The organism is Variovorax paradoxus, from assembly GCF_024734665.1.
GTDB lineage: Bacteria > Pseudomonadota > Gammaproteobacteria > Burkholderiales > Burkholderiaceae_C > Variovorax.
The window spans coordinates 820,694-838,315 of record NZ_CP102931.1 but is presented as its reverse complement, the minus strand read 5'-3'; the positions used below and the strand labels follow the sequence as shown (position 1 = coordinate 838,315).

At 65.3% G+C, this 17,622-nt stretch carries 18 protein-coding genes and 1 tRNA gene; 15 read left to right on the top strand and 4 right to left on the bottom strand.

Annotated elements, in window-relative coordinates:
• Positions 1 to 31: 31 nt before the first annotated feature.
• The 6 genes from NWF24_RS03960 to NWF24_RS03935 all read left to right on the top strand — a co-directional run bounded on the left by NWF24_RS03960 (position 32) and on the right by NWF24_RS03935 (position 5,347).
• Entirely contained in the window at positions 32 to 1,897 is a 1,866-nt protein-coding gene (locus NWF24_RS03960) for a tetratricopeptide repeat protein (protein ID WP_258353081.1), read from the top strand.
• A gap of 1 nt (position 1,898) precedes the next feature.
• Positions 1,899 to 2,435, top strand: a complete 537-nt coding sequence (locus NWF24_RS03955) for a lipoprotein insertase outer membrane protein LolB (protein ID WP_258353080.1) — start codon at positions 1,899 to 1,901, stop codon at positions 2,433 to 2,435.
• A complete protein-coding gene (gene ispE / locus NWF24_RS03950) occupies positions 2,432 to 3,313 on the top strand; it encodes a 4-(cytidine 5'-diphospho)-2-C-methyl-D-erythritol kinase (RefSeq protein ID WP_258353079.1) in 882 nt (293 codons plus the stop codon). The genes NWF24_RS03955 and ispE overlap by 4 nt, the downstream gene beginning before the upstream one ends.
• Positions 3,314 to 3,383: 70 nt before the next feature.
• Positions 3,384 to 3,460, top strand: a tRNA-Gln gene (locus NWF24_RS03945).
• 140 nt (positions 3,461 to 3,600) lie between these two features.
• On the top strand, positions 3,601 to 4,575 hold the full coding sequence (locus NWF24_RS03940) for a ribose-phosphate pyrophosphokinase (protein ID WP_081269883.1): 975 nt from the start codon (positions 3,601 to 3,603) through the stop codon (positions 4,573 to 4,575).
• An 85-nt stretch (positions 4,576 to 4,660) separates the two neighbouring features.
• On the top strand, positions 4,661 to 5,347 hold the full coding sequence (locus tag NWF24_RS03935) for a 50S ribosomal protein L25/general stress protein Ctc (protein WP_093059712.1): 687 nt from the start codon (positions 4,661 to 4,663) through the stop codon (positions 5,345 to 5,347).
• A gap of 87 nt (positions 5,348 to 5,434) precedes the next feature.
• Here the strand turns inward: NWF24_RS03935 and NWF24_RS03930 are convergent, their stop codons facing one another.
• Together NWF24_RS03930 and NWF24_RS03925 are read right to left on the bottom strand one after the other, a co-directional pair.
• Complete coding sequence (locus NWF24_RS03930; protein WP_258353078.1) at positions 5,435 to 6,034, bottom strand: hypothetical protein; 600 nt, start codon at positions 6,032 to 6,034, stop codon at positions 5,435 to 5,437.
• 5 nt (positions 6,035 to 6,039) lie between these two features.
• Entirely contained in the window at positions 6,040 to 6,780 is a 741-nt protein-coding gene (locus NWF24_RS03925; protein WP_258353077.1) for a YgdI/YgdR family lipoprotein, read from the bottom strand.
• 35 nt (positions 6,781 to 6,815) lie between these two features.
• On the opposite strand from NWF24_RS03925, the gene pth reads away from it, so the two are divergent.
• The gene (pth, locus tag NWF24_RS03920) at positions 6,816 to 7,448 is read left to right on the top strand and encodes an aminoacyl-tRNA hydrolase (RefSeq protein ID WP_258353076.1); all 633 of its coding nucleotides are present in this window, start codon (positions 6,816 to 6,818) and stop codon (positions 7,446 to 7,448) included.
• A gap of 36 nt (positions 7,449 to 7,484) precedes the next feature.
• Positions 7,485 to 7,979, top strand: coding sequence for a hypothetical protein (locus NWF24_RS03915; RefSeq protein ID WP_258353075.1), 495 nt, complete (start codon positions 7,485 to 7,487; stop codon positions 7,977 to 7,979).
• On the opposite strand, the gene NWF24_RS03910 is transcribed toward NWF24_RS03915, so the two are convergent.
• Entirely contained in the window at positions 7,976 to 8,251 is a 276-nt protein-coding gene (locus tag NWF24_RS03910) for a YfhL family 4Fe-4S dicluster ferredoxin (RefSeq protein ID WP_093059717.1), read from the bottom strand. The two genes, NWF24_RS03915 and NWF24_RS03910, sit on opposite strands and share 4 nt — an antisense overlap.
• A 103-nt stretch (positions 8,252 to 8,354) precedes the next feature.
• Between NWF24_RS03910 and NWF24_RS03905 the strand changes: the two genes are divergently transcribed.
• The 7 genes from NWF24_RS03905 (at position 8,355) to NWF24_RS03875 (ending at position 16,706) form a co-directional block, all read left to right on the top strand.
• Positions 8,355 to 9,305: an ABC transporter permease gene (locus NWF24_RS03905; RefSeq protein WP_258353074.1), complete on the top strand. Its 951-nt coding sequence runs from the start codon at positions 8,355 to 8,357 to the stop codon at positions 9,303 to 9,305.
• Positions 9,302 to 10,177 (top strand): ABC transporter permease, encoded by an 876-nt coding sequence (locus NWF24_RS03900; protein ID WP_258353073.1) that lies wholly within the window; start codon positions 9,302 to 9,304, stop codon positions 10,175 to 10,177. The genes NWF24_RS03905 and NWF24_RS03900 overlap by 4 nt, the downstream gene beginning before the upstream one ends.
• A gap of 5 nt (positions 10,178 to 10,182) precedes the next feature.
• Positions 10,183 to 11,172: an ABC transporter ATP-binding protein gene (locus tag NWF24_RS03895; protein ID WP_258353072.1), complete on the top strand. Its 990-nt coding sequence runs from the start codon at positions 10,183 to 10,185 to the stop codon at positions 11,170 to 11,172.
• On the top strand, positions 11,169 to 11,996 hold the full coding sequence (locus NWF24_RS03890) for an ATP-binding cassette domain-containing protein (RefSeq protein WP_258353071.1): 828 nt from the start codon (positions 11,169 to 11,171) through the stop codon (positions 11,994 to 11,996). The genes NWF24_RS03895 and NWF24_RS03890 overlap by 4 nt, the downstream gene beginning before the upstream one ends.
• A 115-nt stretch (positions 11,997 to 12,111) precedes the next feature.
• Complete coding sequence (locus tag NWF24_RS03885; protein WP_258353070.1) at positions 12,112 to 13,605, top strand: ABC transporter substrate-binding protein; 1,494 nt, start codon at positions 12,112 to 12,114, stop codon at positions 13,603 to 13,605.
• A 228-nt stretch (positions 13,606 to 13,833) separates the two neighbouring features.
• Entirely contained in the window at positions 13,834 to 15,321 is a 1,488-nt protein-coding gene (locus NWF24_RS03880; protein ID WP_258353069.1) for an ABC transporter substrate-binding protein, read from the top strand.
• Complete coding sequence (locus NWF24_RS03875; protein ID WP_258353068.1) at positions 15,312 to 16,706, top strand: amidase; 1,395 nt, start codon at positions 15,312 to 15,314, stop codon at positions 16,704 to 16,706. The genes NWF24_RS03880 and NWF24_RS03875 overlap by 10 nt, the downstream gene beginning before the upstream one ends.
• 277 nt (positions 16,707 to 16,983) lie before the next feature.
• Here NWF24_RS03875 and NWF24_RS03870 read toward each other — a convergent pair whose 3' ends face one another.
• Complete coding sequence (locus NWF24_RS03870; protein ID WP_093059890.1) at positions 16,984 to 17,610, bottom strand: YitT family protein; 627 nt, start codon at positions 17,608 to 17,610, stop codon at positions 16,984 to 16,986.
• Between the last annotated feature and the right edge of the window lie 12 nt (positions 17,611 to 17,622).

Genomic DNA, 17,622 nt, shown 5'->3' with positions numbered 1-17,622 from the left:
TTCGTTCAAAAGCCTGGATTATTATGGTCAGATGAATCTTTCGCCCCGCCGACACCGCCTTGCGGCGGCCGCGTCTCTCGCCTTGCTGGCTTGTGCCGCCCACGCACAATCTCCCGCTCCTGCAACCCCCAACGGCCCCGCGCTGACCATCGAACAATCGGCACAGCCGAAGCCCTCGACAAGGCCCAAGCCCATCACGGCCAAGGCCGCCAGCGAACCCGCACCGCAGCCCTCCGCGCTGACGGCCGACCTGTTCTACGAAATCCTTATGGGCGAAATGACCGCCCGCTCCGGCGACCCCGGCTCCGGCTACGCGCTGGTGCTCGATGCCGCCCGCCGGCTGCGCGACGGCAAGCTGTTCCAGCGCGCGGTCGAGATCGCCCTGCAATCGCGCTCCGGCGATGCGGCACTCGCCGCGGCACGCGCCTGGCAGGAAGCCCTGCCGACTTCGCGTGATGCACGCCGCATCGAACTGCAGATCCTTATTGCGCTGAACCGCATCAGCGAAACCGTCGAGCCGCTGCGCGCCGAAGTGGCGGCCACGTCGCAGATCGAACGCCCGCTGCTGATGGCCGTGATCGCGCGCAATTACTCGCGCGCCGCCGACAAGAAGCTGGCCGCCTCGGTGGTCGAACAGGCCCTGGTCGACGAGCTGAAGAACCCGACCACCGGCGGACTGGCCTGGGCCACCGTCGGCCGGCTGCGCCTCAATGCAGGCGATGCTTCCGGCGCACTGGAAGCCGCGCGCAAGGGCCAGGAGATCGACCCAAGCTCCGATGCACCCGCTGCACTGGCGCTCGAAATGATCGACCCCGGCCAGCCGCTCGCCGAGCCAATCGTCACGCGCTACCTGAACAACAACCCGAAGGCCACGCCCGACCTGCGCATTGCCTACGCCCGCGCGCTCGTCGAGGACCGGCGCTTCAACGATGCCACCACGCAACTCCAGGCAGTGACCACGTCGCGGCCCGAACTTGCTGAGCCATGGCTGCTGCTCGGCAGCCTCCAGATGCAGGCCAAACAGGACGCCGCGGCCGAGACTTCGATCAAGCGCTTCATCGAACTGTCGGGCAGCCGCAGCGCCAACAAGGACGCCGACGGCGATGTCAATGACGCCGCCGACCGCAAGCGCGGCGTATCGCAGGCGTACTTTGCGCTGTCGCAACTGGCGGAACGGCGCAAGGACTTCACGGCAGCCGAGCGCTGGCTCGCGCGCGTCGACGGCCCCGACGAACTGGTAGCCGCGCAAACCCGCCGCGCAGCCCTGCTGGCCCGCCAGGGCAAGCTGCCCCAGGCGCGCGAAATCATCCGCGGCCTGCCCGAGCGCACGCCCGACGACAAGAAGCAGAAATTCCTCGCCGAAGTGCAACTGCTGCGCGATGCAAAGCAATTCCAGGCGGCCTACGACATGCTCGCCCAGGCCTCGGTGGCGGCGCCGGACGACGGCGACCTCGTCTATGACCAGGCCATGGTCGCCGAGAAGCTCAACCGCCTCGACGACATGGAGCGCCTGCTGCGCCGGCTCATCCAGCTCAAGCCCGAGAGCCAGAACGCATACAACGCGCTGGGCTATTCGTTCGCCGATCGCAAGATCCGGCTCGACGAGGCACGCACGCTGATCCAGAAGGCGGTGCAGTTGGCGCCGGAAGACCCGTTCATCGCCGACAGCCTGGGCTGGGTCGAGTTCCGGCTCGGCAACACGGCCGAGGCGATCCGCATCCTCGAAGCAGCCTACAAGACGCGGCCCGATCCCGAGATCGGCGCGCATTTCGGCGAAGTCCTGTGGAGCACCGGCCAGAAAGACCGCGCGGTCACGATCTGGAAAGAAGCCCTGCTGAGCGATGCCGAAAACGAGACGCTGCAGGAAACGCTGAAACGCCTGCGGGTGAAGCCATAGCATGGCGCAGGCAGCAGGGGCATTCGCGCCAGCACAGGCCGGTCACGGCCGCCGCACCCTTCTGGCAGCGGGTGGAGCGGCCTTTCTCCTGATGGCAGGCTGCGCGCAGCTGTCGGGCGGCTCTTCCGCACCGAAATCCTCGGACAGCTGGAGCGGCCGGATGTCGCTGCGCATCGAGAGCGAACCGGTGCAGACCTTCGCTGCGCTGTTCGAGTTGCGCGGCTCCGCCGACGCGGGCGACTTGACGCTCACGACGCCCATCGGCAGCACGCTGGCGCAACTGCACTGGACGCCGGGCGAGGCCCTGCTGAAGGACGGCAGCAAGACACGTCGCTTCGACTCCGTCGACGAACTGATCGAGGCCGCCACCGGCGCTGCCATTCCGGTCGGCGCGCTGTTCGGCTGGCTCGCAGGCCGCAACGACCCCGTCCCCGGCTGGAAGCCCGATCTTGCGCAACTCGGCAACGGACGGCTGCAGGCCGTGCGCGAATCGCCGAGCCCCCGGGCCGACCTGCGCATCGTGTTCGAGCGGTCATGAAGGCGATCTACGACCTTCCCGCGCCGGCCAAGCTCAATCTCTTCCTTCACATCACCGGCCGGCGCGACGACGGTTACCACCTGCTGCAGTCGGTCTTTATGCTGATCGACTGGTGCGACACGCTGCACGTCGAACTCCGGCGCGATGGGCAGCTAAGCCGCGAAGACCTGACGACCGAACTGCCCGCGGACGACCTGATCCTGCGCGCGGCACGCGCCCTGCAGCCATTCGCCGCGCCTGGCCAGGGCGCTCACATCGGCGTGGCCAAGCATGTGCCGGCCCAGGCGGGCATGGGCGGCGGCTCTTCGGATGCCGCCACTTGCCTGCTCGCGCTGAACCGCCTGTGGGGGCTCAACCTGCCCCTGTCGCGGCTGGCCCACATCGGCCTGAAGCTGGGTGCCGACGTGCCCTTCTTCCTCGGCGGCCGCAACGCGTGGGTCGAGGGCATCGGCGAGGAAATCACACCGGTTACACTGCCGTCGGCGCGTTTCGCGGTGGCCAAACCACCCGAGGGACTCGATACCCGATTAATTTTTTCGGCTTCCGATCTTCAACGCGCCACACCTGTTGCTATAATCTCGGGCTTTGCTGCAGATAGCGAATCGCTGGAAGCGACGAACCTGGGAAACCCGGTTTTCGACTTCGGCCACAACGACCTGCAGCCGGTTGCCCAGCGACTTTGCCCCGCCGTCACCGACGCCATCGAATGGCTCGGCGCCCAGGGGTTGAAGGCCCGGATGACCGGCTCCGGAAGTTCGGTGTTCGCGAAGATGCCGCAAGCGCCGCAGGAAGCGGAACTGCTCGAAGCCCCCGAAGGCTGGCAGGTTCGTCAATGCAGCAACCTGGAAGTCCATCCGCTCTTGGGATGGGCAACCTGAAGATGATCGGACCGTTCATTCGGTTCGATGCGACATATATCGGTTGATGGTGAAAACCATCGACCCGTGTAGGGGAGTCGCCAAGCTGGTTAAGGCACTGGATTTTGATTCCAGCATGCAAAGGTTCGAATCCTTTCTCCCCTGCCAAATCTTCAACGACTGCGGCCCAACGGCCGCAGTCTTCTTTTGCAGCCCACCCGCTGCAATAATCGGCGGCTCACCGGCCGCCACGCATCACAAACCTTTTGGCGGCTTCCTAAGCCAATTTGCACTGCCGGGACGCGCTCATGCAGGCTAATCACCCTGATTTCATGGTTTTCACCGGCAACGCCAATCCGGGCCTTGCTGCAGAAATCGCGCACAACCTCGGCACCTCGCTGGGCGCCGCACGCGTCGGTCGCTTCTCCGACGGTGAAGTCACCGTCGAGATCAACCAAAACGTCCGGGCGCGCGATGTGTTCGTGGTGCAGTCGACCTGCGCACCGACCAACGAAAACCTGATGGAACTGCTGATCATGGTCGACGCGCTCAAGCGCGCTTCGGCCGAACGCATCAGCGCCGTGATTCCCTATTTCGGCTATGCCCGCCAGGACCGCCGCCCGCGTTCGAGCCGCGTGCCGATCTCGGCCAAGGTCGTGGCCAACCTGCTGGAAACCGTCGGTGTCGAGCGCGTGCTCACGATGGACCTGCACGCCGACCAGATCCAGGGCTTCTTCGACATCCCCGTCGACAACATCTACGCCTCGCCGGTGCTGCTCGGTGACCTGCGCGCGAAGAACTACGAAGACCTGATCGTGGTCTCGCCCGACGTCGGCGGCGTGGTTCGCGCCCGTGCGCTGGCCAAGCAATTGAACTGCGACCTCGCCATCATCGACAAGCGCCGTCCGAAGGCCAACGTCAGCGAAGTCATGAACGTCATCGGCGAGATCGACGGCCGCAACTGCGTGATCATGGACGACATGATCGACACGGCCGGCACGCTGGTCAAAGCAGCCGAAGTGCTGAAAGAGCGCGGCGCCAAGAGCGTCTACGCCTACTGCACGCACCCTATCTTCTCGGGCCCGGCCATCGAGCGCATCACGCAGGGCTCGGCCCTCGACGAAGTGGTCGTGACCAACACCATTCCCCTTTCCGACGGCGCCAATGCCTGCGGAAAGATCCGCCAACTCTCCGTGGCACCGCTGATCGCCGAAACGATCCAGCGCATTGCCAAGGGCGAGTCGGTGATGAGTCTGTTCTCGGACCAGGACAACCTGTTCTGATCCGAGACAAAGAGCGGGCTTCTTACTGAAGCCTTTTTGAACCGGAGTCGCACTGGTCGCGGTGGGACTCTCACAGGAGCTAGTTATGAAATTCGTCGCTTTTGAGCGCGCAAAGCAGGGCACGGGTGCGAGCCGCCGTCTCCGCATCTCGGGCAAGACCCCCGGCATCGTCTACGGTGGCGACACCCAGCCGCAACTGATCGAGATCGATCACAACGCGCTGTGGCACGCCCTGAAGAAGGAAGCCTTCCATTCGAGCGTGCTCGAAATGGAACTGGGCGGCAACGTCAGCAAGGTTCTGCTGCGCGACGTGCAATACCACCCGTTCCGCCAGCTGGTGCAACACATCGACTTCCAGCGCGTCGATGCCAAGACCCGCATGACCCTGAAGGTGCCGCTGCACTTCAAGGGTGAAGAAGAATCCGAAGCCGTCAAGATCGACCTGAACCTGGTCAATCACGTGACGACCGAACTCGAACTGAACTGCCTGCCGACCGACCTGCCGGAGTTCATCGAAGTCGACCTGTCGGGCCTGAAGAAGAACGGCACCGTCACGCTGAAGGACATCAAGCTGCCCAAGGGCGTGAAGTGGGTCAGCCACGGCAAGGTCAACCCGGTGCTGGCTTCGGCCGTGTCGCCGGCGGCTGAAGAAGTCGACGCACCCGCTGAAGGCGCTGCCGATGCAGCCGCCGCAGCAGCGCCGGCCGGCAAGGGTGGCAAGGCTGCTCCTGCAGCCAAGACCCCCGCTGCCAAGACGCCTGCCAAGAAGTAACCCTCTTGCGAAGAACGAGCACCGCGCTCGTTGCAACCTTAAAAACGCCCACTCGTCGAGTGGGCGTTTTTGTTTTTGGGCTGATGTTCAGGGTTTGACGGCTGCCCTGAAGGCCTCGTCCTTGAACAGACGAGCCACCAGTCGGCGATAGAGCGCCGTGTAGTGATTGACTGCATCAGGAATCGCGACAGCCCCGACGAAAGAAGACGGCCAGTTGTCGTTCTCGACCAGTTCCTTCTCGTACACGGTATTGCCATCGCGACTGACATTGAAGCGCGCGCCCAGGCTGGCCGCGCCCTGCGATGCGCCCGCTTCGACCGTGCTCTTTGTCAGCTGCCCGCCAATGACCGTCTTGCTCGTCGACTCGAGCAAGCCGGCCCCTTTCAACTCGACGCTCAGCGTTTGCTGGAGGTACTTGGAAAACGAACTGTCATAGGGCGAGAAGAAAGTGTTGCTGCGGATGCTCACGCTTTGGTCAACGCTCTTCGGCAAGCCTGCCGCAGGCACAAAGGCCCCTACGGCCACAGGCGCGAGACCTGAAGACTTTGCCAGTTGGATGTTGTCGATGCTGGCTGACGGCTCCGCCAGCTTGACCTGCGCACAACCGGTGAGCAGCACAAGGGTGGCGCCAGCAACGGCGAGCGCAAATTTTCGAATGAGGCTCGAGGACATGGTGCCGTCTTTCATCGTGCTCAGTTGAATGCGGGATCACGCGATAGATCGTTCAGCGCATTGCCGACGATCTGCCGAACCATGGTGTTCACCGCATCGGTGATGTCTTTCGCCTTCCGGGAATTGCCTGGTGTCGCCGCGGCCCCAATCGTCGTGTGAATCGCATGACGCACAACCTTGACCACCGGCTCCTTGCCAGGCGCCATGTACTGCACCGTGCAGATGTAGCCATCGGAGACTTGCGAGCCCGCGAGTCCGAAGGTCAGGCCCGTCGCGAAGCCCTTGCTGAACGCGTCGTCCTGCATCGGCACGTTGTTGAGCTTGACCCCTAGCAACGCGCCGTTCGGCACGGGCTTTTCATCCGCGGCCGAGAACAACCCACTGCCACGCACCTGCTCGACCACCTGCTTCTTCAGCGCGTCCGTTGCGCGTGTGTTGGAAACACCCTTTGTCTCGAACTCGAAAAGAACCTGCACTGGCGCAGGCGCCGCAGGCTTCCTGAAGGTTGCTGCGTCCACTTCCTTCGTGCTGCCATCTACGTAGTGGCTGGCACAGCCGACCATTGCCAGGGCCATCAGGCCGGTTGCTAGCGCACCAAGCAGGCGCGTCCAACGATGACGCGGCTGCGCCATGAACTGAACTGTCATGATTTCTCTCCTCCCCAGACGGGGTGTGCTGTTGCTGTAATTGCTGTTTTCCCCGTCGAACATTGCGTTGCGGCGGGCACCGAAAATCGTATCAGAATGATTCAAAACGTCCACGACGAGCGCCTGCCTCGACACGGATAATCCCGCCCATGATCAAGCTGTTCGTCGGCCTCGGAAACCCGGGCCCTGAGTACGAAGCCACGCGGCACAACGCGGGCTTCTGGTGGATCGACGCCCTCGCGCGCGACTGGAAACTCAATCTGGTGCCCGAGCGCAGCTACCACGGCCTGGCCGCGCGCGCCAACATCGGCGGCCAGAGCATCTGGCTGCTGGAGCCGCAGACCTTCATGAACCTGTCGGGCAAGTCGGTGGCCGCCCTCGCCCGCTTCTTCAAGATCGCGCCCGAGGAAATCCTCGTGGCGCACGACGAGCTCGACGTGGTCCCGGGCCAGGTCAAGCTCAAGTTCGGCGGCAGCCATGCCGGCCACAACGGACTGCGCGACATCCACGCGCAGTTGGGCACCGGCGACTACTGGCGGCTGCGCCTGGGCATTGGGCACCCCGGTGTGAAGTCGGAGGTCGTCAACTGGGTGCTCAAGAAGCCGCTCAAGGAACAACGCGAAGCGATCGAGGACGCCATCACTCGCACCCTGCACGCGATCCCCGCGCTGGTAGCGGGCGAGATGGAGAAGGCGACCCTGGTCATTCACACGAGCAAACCGCCCCGGCCCAAACCGCCGCGGCGGGAGCCCGGCGACGGAGGCGCGCCTGCCGCCACCTAGCCGGCCATCGCAGTGCAGGAGGGAGAGAAATAAAAAATGAGCGAGAAGAAGAGAAGAAAAAGAATCGGAGCGACGGTGATTGCTATATTTTCAATAGCAACCTGCGCCACATCCATGGGCGCCTCAGCCCAGAACGCTGCTCAAACCTGGCGTTGCGGAAGCACCTATTCCGACCAGCCCTGTGAAGGCGGCAAGACGGTGAAGGTGAACGACCACCGCAGTGACGAAGACCGCCGGGCCGCCGACGCCGGCACCCGCAGCGCGCAGACCCATGCCGACCGCCTGGAACGCACCCGGCTGTCGCAGGAGAAAGCGGCCAATGACCGCGATCAGCGGGCCGCCCGCGAAGCAAGAAGCGCCGCCCTGGCGGAAAGACGGCTTGCCATGTCCGAGCAAAGGGAGCGGGAGCGCGCACGCAAGGCGGCCAGCGAGCCGCGCAAGTCCAGCATGAGCTTCAGCGGCGGCCAGAGCGCGAAGGCAGCCGGCGACGCGCCTGAGCGCAAGAAAAAGAAGCGGAAATCGGCTGACTAAGCGCCGGTCGAAGCAGCCGTCACCTTGATCGCCGTGAGACGCTGGTACTTCTGCATCAGCGTCTCGCGGCTTTCCACGTGCTCGGGGTTCAGGGGAATACAGGCCACCGGGCAGATCTGCACGCACTGCGGCTCATCGAAATGGCCGACGCACTCGGTGCACTTGTGCGGATCGATCTCGTAGAACTCCGCGCCCATGTAGATCGCATCGTTCGGGCACTCGGGCTCGCAGACATCGCAGTTGATGCATTCGTCGGTGATCATGAGGGCCATCCCCCGATTATCGCGGGCTCGGCCAAGCGGGCCGCCCGTGAATGACAAAGGCCACATTCAGGGCACACTTGTTGCAGGAGTCAGTTATGCTGCGCCCCGCCCCATGAGTCTGTTTCTATTCAAGCGCCTCGCCACGCTGATCGGCACGTTGATCGGCGCCTCGATCATCGTTTTCCTCGTCCTCGAGATCCTGCCAGGCAACGCCGCGCAGATGTTGATGGGGCCGGACGCATCGCCCGAAGCCGTCGCGGCGCTTGCCACCAAGCTTGGCCTAGACCAGCCCGCATGGACCCGCTACTGGCACTGGATCGGCGGCCTGCTCACCGGCAACCTCGGCGACAGCTACGCCTACAGCTCGCCGGTGCTCGACCTGATCCTGGAGCGCCTCGCGCTCACCGTGCCTCTGGCCATGTTGGCGATGGCCCTCACCGTCGTGATTGCATTGCTGGTGGGCGTCACAGCCGCTGCCCGCCACAACAAGCTTGGCGACGTCGGCCTGATGGGCATGGCCCAGGTCGGCATCGCCATTCCGAATTTCTGGTTCGCCATCCTGCTGATCCTCGTGTTCTCGGTGCAGCTGCAGTGGTTCTCCGCTGGCGGCTTCGAGGGCTGGAGCGAAGGCATCTTCTCGGGCATCAAGTCGCTGCTGCTGCCGGCGCTGTCTCTTGCCGTTGTTCAAGCAGCAATCCTCGCGCGCATCACGCGCTCGGCCGTACTCGAAGTGATGCGCGAAGACTTCGTGCGCACCGCCCGCGCCAAGGGCGTGTCGCAACGTGCGGTGCTGTGGACCCACGTGCTGCGCAACGCCATGATCCCCGTCATTACCGTGATGGGCATGCAGTTCTCCGAGCTGCTGGCCGGCACCATCGTGGTGGAGAACGTCTTCTACCTGCCGGGCCTGGGCCGGCTGATCTTCCAGGCCATCAGCAACCGCGACCTGATCGTGGTGCGCAACTGCGTGATGCTGCTGGCGGCCATGGTGGTCATCGTGAACTTCGTGGTCGACGTGCTGTATGCCGTGATCGATCCGCGCATCAAGGCCAGCGACATATGAACGCGATCACAGCTCCGAGCGCTGCTGCGCTCAAGGTCCCCGGCTTCTGGCGCCGCGCATTGCATCACCGCAGCTTCGTGCTGGGCGGCGCGCTGACGCTGCTCCTGCTGCTCGCCGCCGGCGTTTCGCTGGTCTGGACGCCCTGGTCGCCCTACGACATGGACATGGCCAACAAGCTGAAGCCGCCGACAGGCGCGCACTGGCTGGGCACCGACACCTACGGGCGCGACGTGGCTTCTCTGCTGCTGGTCGGCGCGCGCGCGTCGATCCTCGTGGGCGTGATCGCGGTCGGCATCGGCCTCGTGGTCGGCACCGCACTGGGCCTGCTGGCGGCGGCAAAACGCGGCTGGGTCGAGGAAGCCATCATGCGGCTCACCGACTTCTCGCTCGCCTTCCCTGCGATCCTCTCGGCCATCATGATGACCGCCGTATTCGGCGCGGGCATCGTCAACGCGATCATCGCGATCGGCATCTACAACATCCCGACCTTCGCGCGCATCACGCGCGCCTCGGCTAACGCGATCTGGTCGCGCGAATACGTGGCCGCAGCGCGTGCCTGCGGCAAGGGGCCCTTCGCGATCACGATGCAGCACGTGCTGCCCAACATCTCGGCCGTGCTGATCGTGCAGATCACGATCCGCTTCGCCATCGCGATCCTCGCCGAGGCTGCCCTCTCCTACCTGGGCCTGGGCACACAGCCGCCGCAACCTTCGTGGGGCCGCATGCTCAGCGAAGCGCAGACGATGATGTTCCAGTCGCCCCTGCTCGCGGTGTTCCCCGGCATGGCCATCGCACTCGCGGTGCTCGGCCTGAACCTGCTCGGCGACGGGCTGCGTGACCTGCTCGATCCGCGTCTGGCGCGGGCAAGGTAAGCAAGATGCCCCTGCTCCAAGTCAAAGACCTGCACATCGAACTGCAGACGCAGCGCGGCCCCGCCGAGGCCGTGCGCGGCATCGGCTTCACGCTCGAGCGCGGCGAAACGCTGGGTATCGTCGGCGAATCGGGCTGTGGCAAGTCGATCACCGTGATGTCGCTGATGGGCCTCCTGCCCTCGACCGCGAAGGTCACGGGCAGCATCCGCTTCGACGACACCGAGCTCATCGGCCGCGACGAGAAAGCCATGTGCCAGATCCGCGGCAACCGCATCGGCATGATCTTCCAGGAGCCGATGACGGCACTGAACCCGGTGCACACCATCGCGCGCCAGGTCGGCGAACCGCTTCGGCTGCACCGCGGCCTCTCGAAGGCCGATGCGCGCAAGGAAGTGCTCGCGCTACTCGACCGCGTGGGCATTCCCGACGCCGCCTCGCGCCTCGATGCCTACCCGCACCAGTTCTCGGGTGGCCAACGCCAGCGCATCGGCATCGCGATGGCGCTCGCCTGCGGCCCCGACCTGCTGATTGCAGACGAGCCGACGACCGCACTCGACGTCACCATCCAGAAGCAGATCCTCGAACTGATCCAGAGCCTCGTGGCCGAGCGCGGCATGGCGCTGATCCTGATCTCGCATGACCTCGGCGTGATCGCGCAGACGGTCTCGAAGATGCTCGTGATGTACGGCGGCAGCGTGGTCGAGAGCGGCCCGACCGAGGCGGTGTTCGCACGCCGCGCCCATCCCTACACGCAGGGCCTGTTCGCCGCACGCCCCGCCATCGGTGCACCGCGCGGCCTGCGGCTGGCCACCATCAAGGGCAGCGTGCCCGAACTGGTCGACCTGCCGAAGGGCTGCCCGTTCGCGGGCCGATGCAGCTACACCGTCGATGCCTGCAAGACCACCCGGCCGCCAGCGACGATGCTGCCGCAGGACCACGCGGTGCGTTGCATCCGGCTCGAAGAGATCGCCACGGAAGGGGCCATCGCACCATGAGCGCGACCACCACTTCACCGCTGCTGCAGGTCACCGATCTCGTACGCCACTACGCACTGCCGCGCGAAAAGCTCTTCGGCCCGCCGCCGACCGTGAAGGCGCTCAACGGCGTGAGCTTCGAGGTGCAGGCCGGCAAGAGCGTGGGCATCGTCGGTGAATCGGGTTCGGGCAAGTCGACCATCGCGCGCCTCGTGATGGCGCTCGACACGCCTACCTCCGGCACTGTCTCGCTCGAAGGCCGCAACCTGCATGCGCTGCCGAAGGCCGAACTGCGCACCGCGCGGCGCGATTTCCAGATGGTGTTCCAGGACCCCTACGGTTCGCTCGACCCGCGCCAGACCGTCGCGCGCATCGTCGCCGAGCCGCTCGAAGCGCTGGCCGAGACCAGCCGCGCCGTGCAGCGCGAACGCGCTTCCGAAGCATTGGCAGCGGTTGGCCTGCGCACCACCGACATGGACAAGTACCCGCACGAGTTCTCGGGCGGACAGCGTCAGCGCATTGCGATTGCGCGCGCGCTCATCACGCGCCCCAAGCTCATCGTCGCCGACGAGCCGGTGAGTGCGCTCGACGTATCCGTGCAGGCCCAGGTGCTCAACCTCATGCAAGACCTGCAGCAGCAGTTCGGCATCAGCTACCTGCTCATCAGCCACGACCTTGCGGTGGTCAACCACCTGTGCGACGAAGTCTGCGTGGTGTGGAAAGGCAAGATCGTCGAGCAGGGTCCGCCCGCCGAGCTCTTCCATCACGCGCAGCACGAGTACACGCGCACGCTGCTCGATGCGGTGCCGCGCACACCCACGGGCGGCACGCTGCTGCCGGCCTGACTGACACCGAAGCGTCGCCCACCGTCTCTAGGATGAGTGGGTCATAAGCATCTGGTTGCGCTGGCGCCCTGCTCTCGCGGATGATGCTTGCCCCCTGTTCCGAGGACACCGCTTCATGCTCAAACGACGCACCCTGCTCGCCACCGGCGCCGCAGCCCTGACACCGCTGGCCCTGCCGACCATCGCGCTGGCGCAGAGAAAAAAAGATGCGCTGGTCATCGGCCTCACGCTGGAGCCCACGGGCCTCGACCCCACGGCCAAGGCCGGCGCCGAGATCGCCGAGGTGGTGCTCTACACCGTCTTCGAAACCCTCACCAAAATCAACTCCGACGGCAATGTCACGCCGCTGCTGGCCGACAGCTGGGAGGTGTCGCCCGACCTGAAGACCGTCACCTTCAAGCTCAGGCGCGGCGTGAAGTTCCAGAACGGCGAGCCCTTCAATGCGCAGAGCGTCAAGTTCTCGTTCGACCGCGCGGCCGCGGCCAACAGCACCAACAAGGATAAGCGCACCTTCACCAACATCGCGACGCAGGCGGTCGACGAGCACACGGTGGTGCTCATCACGAAGGAGATCGAGCCCGACCTGCTGTTCCTGCTGGGCCAGGCCTCGGCAATCCAGGTCGAGCCCAAGACCGTAGAGACCAACGCCACCAAGCCGGTCGGCACCGGGCCCTACAGGCTCGACAGCTGGTCCAAGGGCTCGGGCATCGTGCTCGCCAAGTGGGACGGCTGGCGCAATGCCGACACGGTGCAGATCCGCAAGGCCAGCTTCCGCTTCATCTCCGAGCCGGCCGCGCAGACCACAGCGCTGCTCTCGGGCGACATCGATCTGTTTCCGCACGCTTCGGTGTCGCGCAGCCTGCCGCAGTTCCAGAACGACAAGCGCTTCCAGGTGGTGTTCAACGCCTCGCGCGGCAAGACCATCCTGGCCATCAACAACAAGCGCAAGCCGCTGGACGACGTGCGCGTGCGCCGCGCGATTTCCGCAGCCATCGACCGCAAGGCGGTGGTCGAAGCCGCCGTCGACGGCCGGGGCGTGCCCATTGGCAGTCACTACGTGCCGGGCGCGCCGGGCTATGTCGACACCACCGGCATCAACCCCTACAACGTCGAAAAGGCCAAGCAGCTGCTGGCCGAGGCCGGCGTGAAGACGCCGCTCGAACTCGAACTCGTGCTTCCGCCCCCTCCCTATGCACGCCAGGGCGGCGAGCTGATCGCTGCGCAGCTCGCCAAGGTGGGCATCGTCGCGAAGATCCAGAACGTCGAGTGGGCGCAATGGATCAGCGGCACCTACGGCAACAAGAACTACGACCTCTCGCTGATCCTGCACGTCGAGCCCTTCGACCTGGTGAACTACACCAAGCCCGAGTACTACTGGGGCTACCAGTCGGCGAAGTTCAACGAGGTCTTCGACAAGGCGCGCAACGCCGCGCGCGCCGCCGACCGCCTGCGCTACCTGGGCGACGCGCAGCGGCTGCTGGCGGAAGACGCGGCCAACGTCTTCCTGTTCCAGCCGCAGTTCATTACCGTGGCGGCGCGCAACCTGCGCGGGCTGTGGAAGGACGCGCCGATCTTCGTGAACGACATCGCGGCCCTGTCCTGGGGCTGATCCGGGCACCCCCTCGTTGCGGGACTCTACGGGAACGTCCCGAGGAAAAACCGCCCCGCGGGCCGCGCGCCGGCTCGCCCGCTGCGAGAGAATGACCGGCTGCGCACGTGGCATCTTTCGTGCTGCGTGTCGTGTCTTTCGCGGCGTCGCGCCTCCCTTCGGGGCATGGCGCACGCCGGAGCAGTCGTCATTCGAACCTGGCTTGTTGTCTATCCGGAGATCACACGTATGTTGAACCGCCGCACCCTTCTCACCACCGCTGGCGCCACCGTTGCGCTGGCCACCCCGCTTGCCGGCATGGCGCAGGGCCGGAAGGACGCCATCGTGATCGGCATGGCGCTCGAGCCGCCGGGGCTCGACCCGACCACCGGCGCCGCCGCCGCCATCGCCGAGGTGGTGCACTACAACATCCTCGAGACGCTCACCAAGATCAACGCCGACGGCAGCGTCACGCCGCTGCTGGCCGAGAGCTGGGAAATCTCGCCCGACCTGAAGACCTACACCTTCAAGCTCCGCCGCGGCGTGAAGTACCAGAACGGCGAGCCCTTCAATGCGGCCACCGTGAAGTTCTCGTTCGACCGCGCTGGCGGCGAGAAGAGCACCAACAAGGACAAGCGCACCTTCGCCAACCTCGCAACGCAGGTGGTGGACGACTACACCGTCGTCATCATCAACAAGGAGATCGACCCCGACCTGCCCTTCGTGCTGGGCCAGGCCACGGCCGTGATCGTCGAGCCCAAGAGCGCCGAGGGCAACGCCACCAAGCCGGTCGGCACCGGCCCCTACAAGCTCGACAGCTGGGCCAAGGGCTCGTCGATCACGCTGAGCAAGTGGGAAGGCTTTCGCAGCCCCGCCACCGCGAAGATCAACAAGGTCACGTTCCGCTTCATCTCCGACACCGCCGCGCAGGCCGCCGCCATGCTGTCGGGCGACGTCGACGTGTTCGCGCGCATCGGCACGCGCGTGGTGCCGCAGTTCAAGGCGAACCCGCAGTTCCAGGTGATCCTGGCCGGTTCGCGCGCCAAGACGATTCTTTCGATCAACAACAAGAAGAAGCCGCTGGACGACGTGCGCGTGCGCCGCGCGATTCTTGCCGCCATCGACCGCAAGGCCGTGATCGAAGGCGCGGCCGACGGCTTCGGCGTGCCCATCGGCAGCCACTACGTGCCGGGTGCTGCGGGCTATGTCGACACCACGGGCATCAACCCCTTCGACATCGAGAAGGCCAAGAAGCTGCTGGCCGAAGCCGGCGTGAAGACGCCGCTCGAACTCACCATGACGCTGCCGCCGCCTCCATATGCACGCCAGGGCGGCGAGGTGATCGTGGCCGAGCTCGCAAAGATCGGCATCACGGTGAAGGTGCAGAACGTGGAGTGGGCCCAATGGCTCAGCGGCACCTACGGCAACAAGGACTACGACCTGTCGATCGTCTCGCACGTGGAGCCCTTCGATCTCGGCAACTACGCCAAGTCGGACTACTACTGGGGCTACCAGTCGAAGGCCTTCAACACGCTGTTCGACAAGATCAAGTCCACGGCCAACGCCACCGAGCGCAACAAGCTGCTGGGCGACGCGCAGAAGCTGCTGGCCACCGACGCGGCCAACGGCTTCCTGTACCAGCCGCAGTTCCCGACCGTCGCAAAGAAGAACGTCAAGGGCATCTGGAAAGAGAACCCGATCTTCGTGAACGACCTGTCGGCGCTGTCGTGGGGTTGAACGACCTGTCCGCACAGGAGCTTGCCGCGGCCTACCGCGACCGCAAGCTCTCGCCGGTCGAGGTCACGCAGGCCGTGATCGCTCAGATCGAGCGCTGGGAGCCGCACCTGCAGGCCACCTGGCTCTTCAGGCCCGAGGCCGCGCTCGAACAGGCGCGCGCTTCGGAAGTGCGCTGGCAGCGCGGCGATGCGCTCGGCCCGCTCGACGGCGTGCCGGCCACCATCAAGGAAAACATCGCAACGCGCGGCGATCCGATGCCAGCCGGCACTGCCGCTGTCGACCTGAAGCCCGCGGCTGCCGATGCGCCGCCAGCCGCACGCTTGAAAGAAGCCGGCGCGGTGATCGTGAGCAAGACGACGATGCCGGACTACGGCATGTTGTCTTCGGGCTTGTCGAGCTTTCACACGCTGGCACGCAATCCGTGGGATCTGCGCCTGACGCCGGGCGGCTCCAGCGCGGGTGCGGGCGCCGCAACGGCCGCGGGCTACGGCCCGCTGCACCTGGGCACGGACATCGGCGGCTCGCTGCGCTTGCCCGCGAGCTGGTGCGGCATCTTCACGCTCAAGCCGAGCCTGGGGCGCATTCCGATCGATCCACCGTACATGGGCCGCGCTGCAGGACCGATGACGCGCTCCGTGGGCGACGCCGCGTTGGCGATGCAGGCGCTGTCGAAGCCCGATGCGCGCGACAGCATGAACCTGCCGCCGCAGGACATCGATTGGGCCGGCTTCGACGTGTCCCCCGACCATCTGCGCGGCCTGCGCATCGGCCTGCTGCTCGACGCGGGCTGCGGACTGGCGGTAGAACCTGAAATCCAGACAGCGGTCGAACACGCAGCACGCCTGCTGGAAAAGGCAGGCGCCATCATCGAACCGATGCAGCCTTTCATGTCGCAGGCGTTGCTCGACGGCATGGACCACCTGTGGCGCATGCGCTCGCTGGTGGACATGAAGGGCCTGCGCGCCGACCAGCGCTCGAAGGTGCTGCCCTACATCCGCGAATGGGCTGAGAGTGCGGCGGAATTCAGCGGCGAACACGTGTTCCGCAGCTTCAGCCAGTTCCATGCGACGCGCGTGGCGGCGGTGAGCGCCTGCGCGCGGTTCGACTACGTCATCTCGCCGGTGTCGCCGAACATGCCGGCGGCGGCCGAGGCGCCCTCGCCCACGAATGACCCGTTGCGGCCACTGGAGCACATCGGGTTCACGGTGCCATTCAACATGTCGGAGCAGCCGGCGGCTTCGGTCAACTGCGGGTACTCGGCGAGTGGATTGCCGATCGGTCTTCAGATTGCGGGGCAGCGCTTCGACGATCTCGGAGTGCTGCGCGTTTCGCGTGCGTTTGAGCAGATTCGGGAGCCGCAGCGGCCCTGGCCTGTTGCGCCTTGACGCTGTTTGGTGCTGTTCGGGGAGCGATCACGCCGACGGCGTACTCTGCTCCGCGAATGTCCCCCGGCCTGCGGCCTCCTCCTTTATTTCGCTGCGCAGAGCACACCATCGACGTGATCGATGGACGCAGCGGTCGATCGGCCGGCATAAGCGCTGCGTCCATGTGCGAATGGCATCGGGTGCTCCCCGCAGCGAAATAAAGGAGGAGGCCGAAGGCGGGGGACATTCGCGGAGGGGAGCACCCGGTGTCATTCGCACGCACCCCGGAACAGCAAGCTCAAGTCGCCGCATACCTTCCAGGCTTGTGGTTGATCCAGAGAAACAGCCCCATAACCACAGCCGCCAGCACCGACCACCCCACACGCTGCGGCGGAATCACGAACAGGGCAAGCAACACCACCGTGCAGTCGATACCGATCTGCACCTTGCCAGCAGGCCAGCCGCGCTTTTCCTGCAGATACAGCGTCAACACGGTCGCACCGCCCAGACTTGCGCGATGGCGGGCAAGGAACAGACAGCCAGTGCCCAGCAGCAAGCCACCGAGCACGGCCGCAAAGGCCGGGTGCAAGGAGTCGATCGACAGGTAGCGCGGCGCCCAATCGGTCATCAGCGAGAGCAAGGCAATCGCAGAGAAAGTCTTGATCGTGAACGCCCGGCCCATGTGGCGCCATGCGAACCAGTAGAACGGCAGGTTGACCAGGAAGAACAGCTTGCCGAAGCTCACGCCGGTGGCGTAGTGCAACAGAAACGCGACGCCGGCCGTGCCGCCCGTGAGCAGGCCCGCCTGGCCGAACAGCATCATGGCGATGGCGACGAACAAGGTGCCCGAAAAGATCGCCTGCGCGTCGTCGAAACGGGAATGGCGCAGCCATTCCGGTGGGGTGGTAGGGGGTGGCGCATCCATGGCAGACGTGAC

What these genes read in the sequence shown, in the direction of transcription:
- NWF24_RS03960 (WP_258353081.1), top strand. Translation starts at nt 32, where the DNA reads ATGAATCTTTCGCCCCGCCGACACCGCCTTGCGGCGGCCGCGTCTCTC.
- NWF24_RS03955 (WP_258353080.1), top strand. Translation starts at nt 1,899, where the DNA reads ATGGCGCAGGCAGCAGGGGCATTCGCGCCAGCACAGGCCGGTCACGGC.
- ispE (WP_258353079.1), top strand. Translation starts at nt 2,432, where the DNA reads ATGAAGGCGATCTACGACCTTCCCGCGCCGGCCAAGCTCAATCTCTTC.
- NWF24_RS03940 (WP_081269883.1), top strand. Translation starts at nt 3,601, where the DNA reads ATGCAGGCTAATCACCCTGATTTCATGGTTTTCACCGGCAACGCCAAT.
- NWF24_RS03935 (WP_093059712.1), top strand. Translation starts at nt 4,661, where the DNA reads ATGAAATTCGTCGCTTTTGAGCGCGCAAAGCAGGGCACGGGTGCGAGC.
- NWF24_RS03930 (WP_258353078.1), bottom strand. Translation starts at nt 6,034, where the DNA reads ATGAAAGACGGCACCATGTCCTCGAGCCTCATTCGAAAATTTGCGCTC.
- pth (WP_258353076.1), top strand. Translation starts at nt 6,816, where the DNA reads ATGATCAAGCTGTTCGTCGGCCTCGGAAACCCGGGCCCTGAGTACGAA.
- NWF24_RS03915 (WP_258353075.1), top strand. Translation starts at nt 7,485, where the DNA reads ATGAGCGAGAAGAAGAGAAGAAAAAGAATCGGAGCGACGGTGATTGCT.
- NWF24_RS03910 (WP_093059717.1), bottom strand. Translation starts at nt 8,251, where the DNA reads ATGGCCCTCATGATCACCGACGAATGCATCAACTGCGATGTCTGCGAG.
- NWF24_RS03905 (WP_258353074.1), top strand. Translation starts at nt 8,355, where the DNA reads ATGAGTCTGTTTCTATTCAAGCGCCTCGCCACGCTGATCGGCACGTTG.
- NWF24_RS03900 (WP_258353073.1), top strand. Translation starts at nt 9,302, where the DNA reads ATGAACGCGATCACAGCTCCGAGCGCTGCTGCGCTCAAGGTCCCCGGC.
- NWF24_RS03895 (WP_258353072.1), top strand. Translation starts at nt 10,183, where the DNA reads ATGCCCCTGCTCCAAGTCAAAGACCTGCACATCGAACTGCAGACGCAG.
- NWF24_RS03890 (WP_258353071.1), top strand. Translation starts at nt 11,169, where the DNA reads ATGAGCGCGACCACCACTTCACCGCTGCTGCAGGTCACCGATCTCGTA.
- NWF24_RS03885 (WP_258353070.1), top strand. Translation starts at nt 12,112, where the DNA reads ATGCTCAAACGACGCACCCTGCTCGCCACCGGCGCCGCAGCCCTGACA.
- NWF24_RS03880 (WP_258353069.1), top strand. Translation starts at nt 13,834, where the DNA reads ATGTTGAACCGCCGCACCCTTCTCACCACCGCTGGCGCCACCGTTGCG.
- NWF24_RS03870 (WP_093059890.1), bottom strand. Translation starts at nt 17,610, where the DNA reads ATGGATGCGCCACCCCCTACCACCCCACCGGAATGGCTGCGCCATTCC.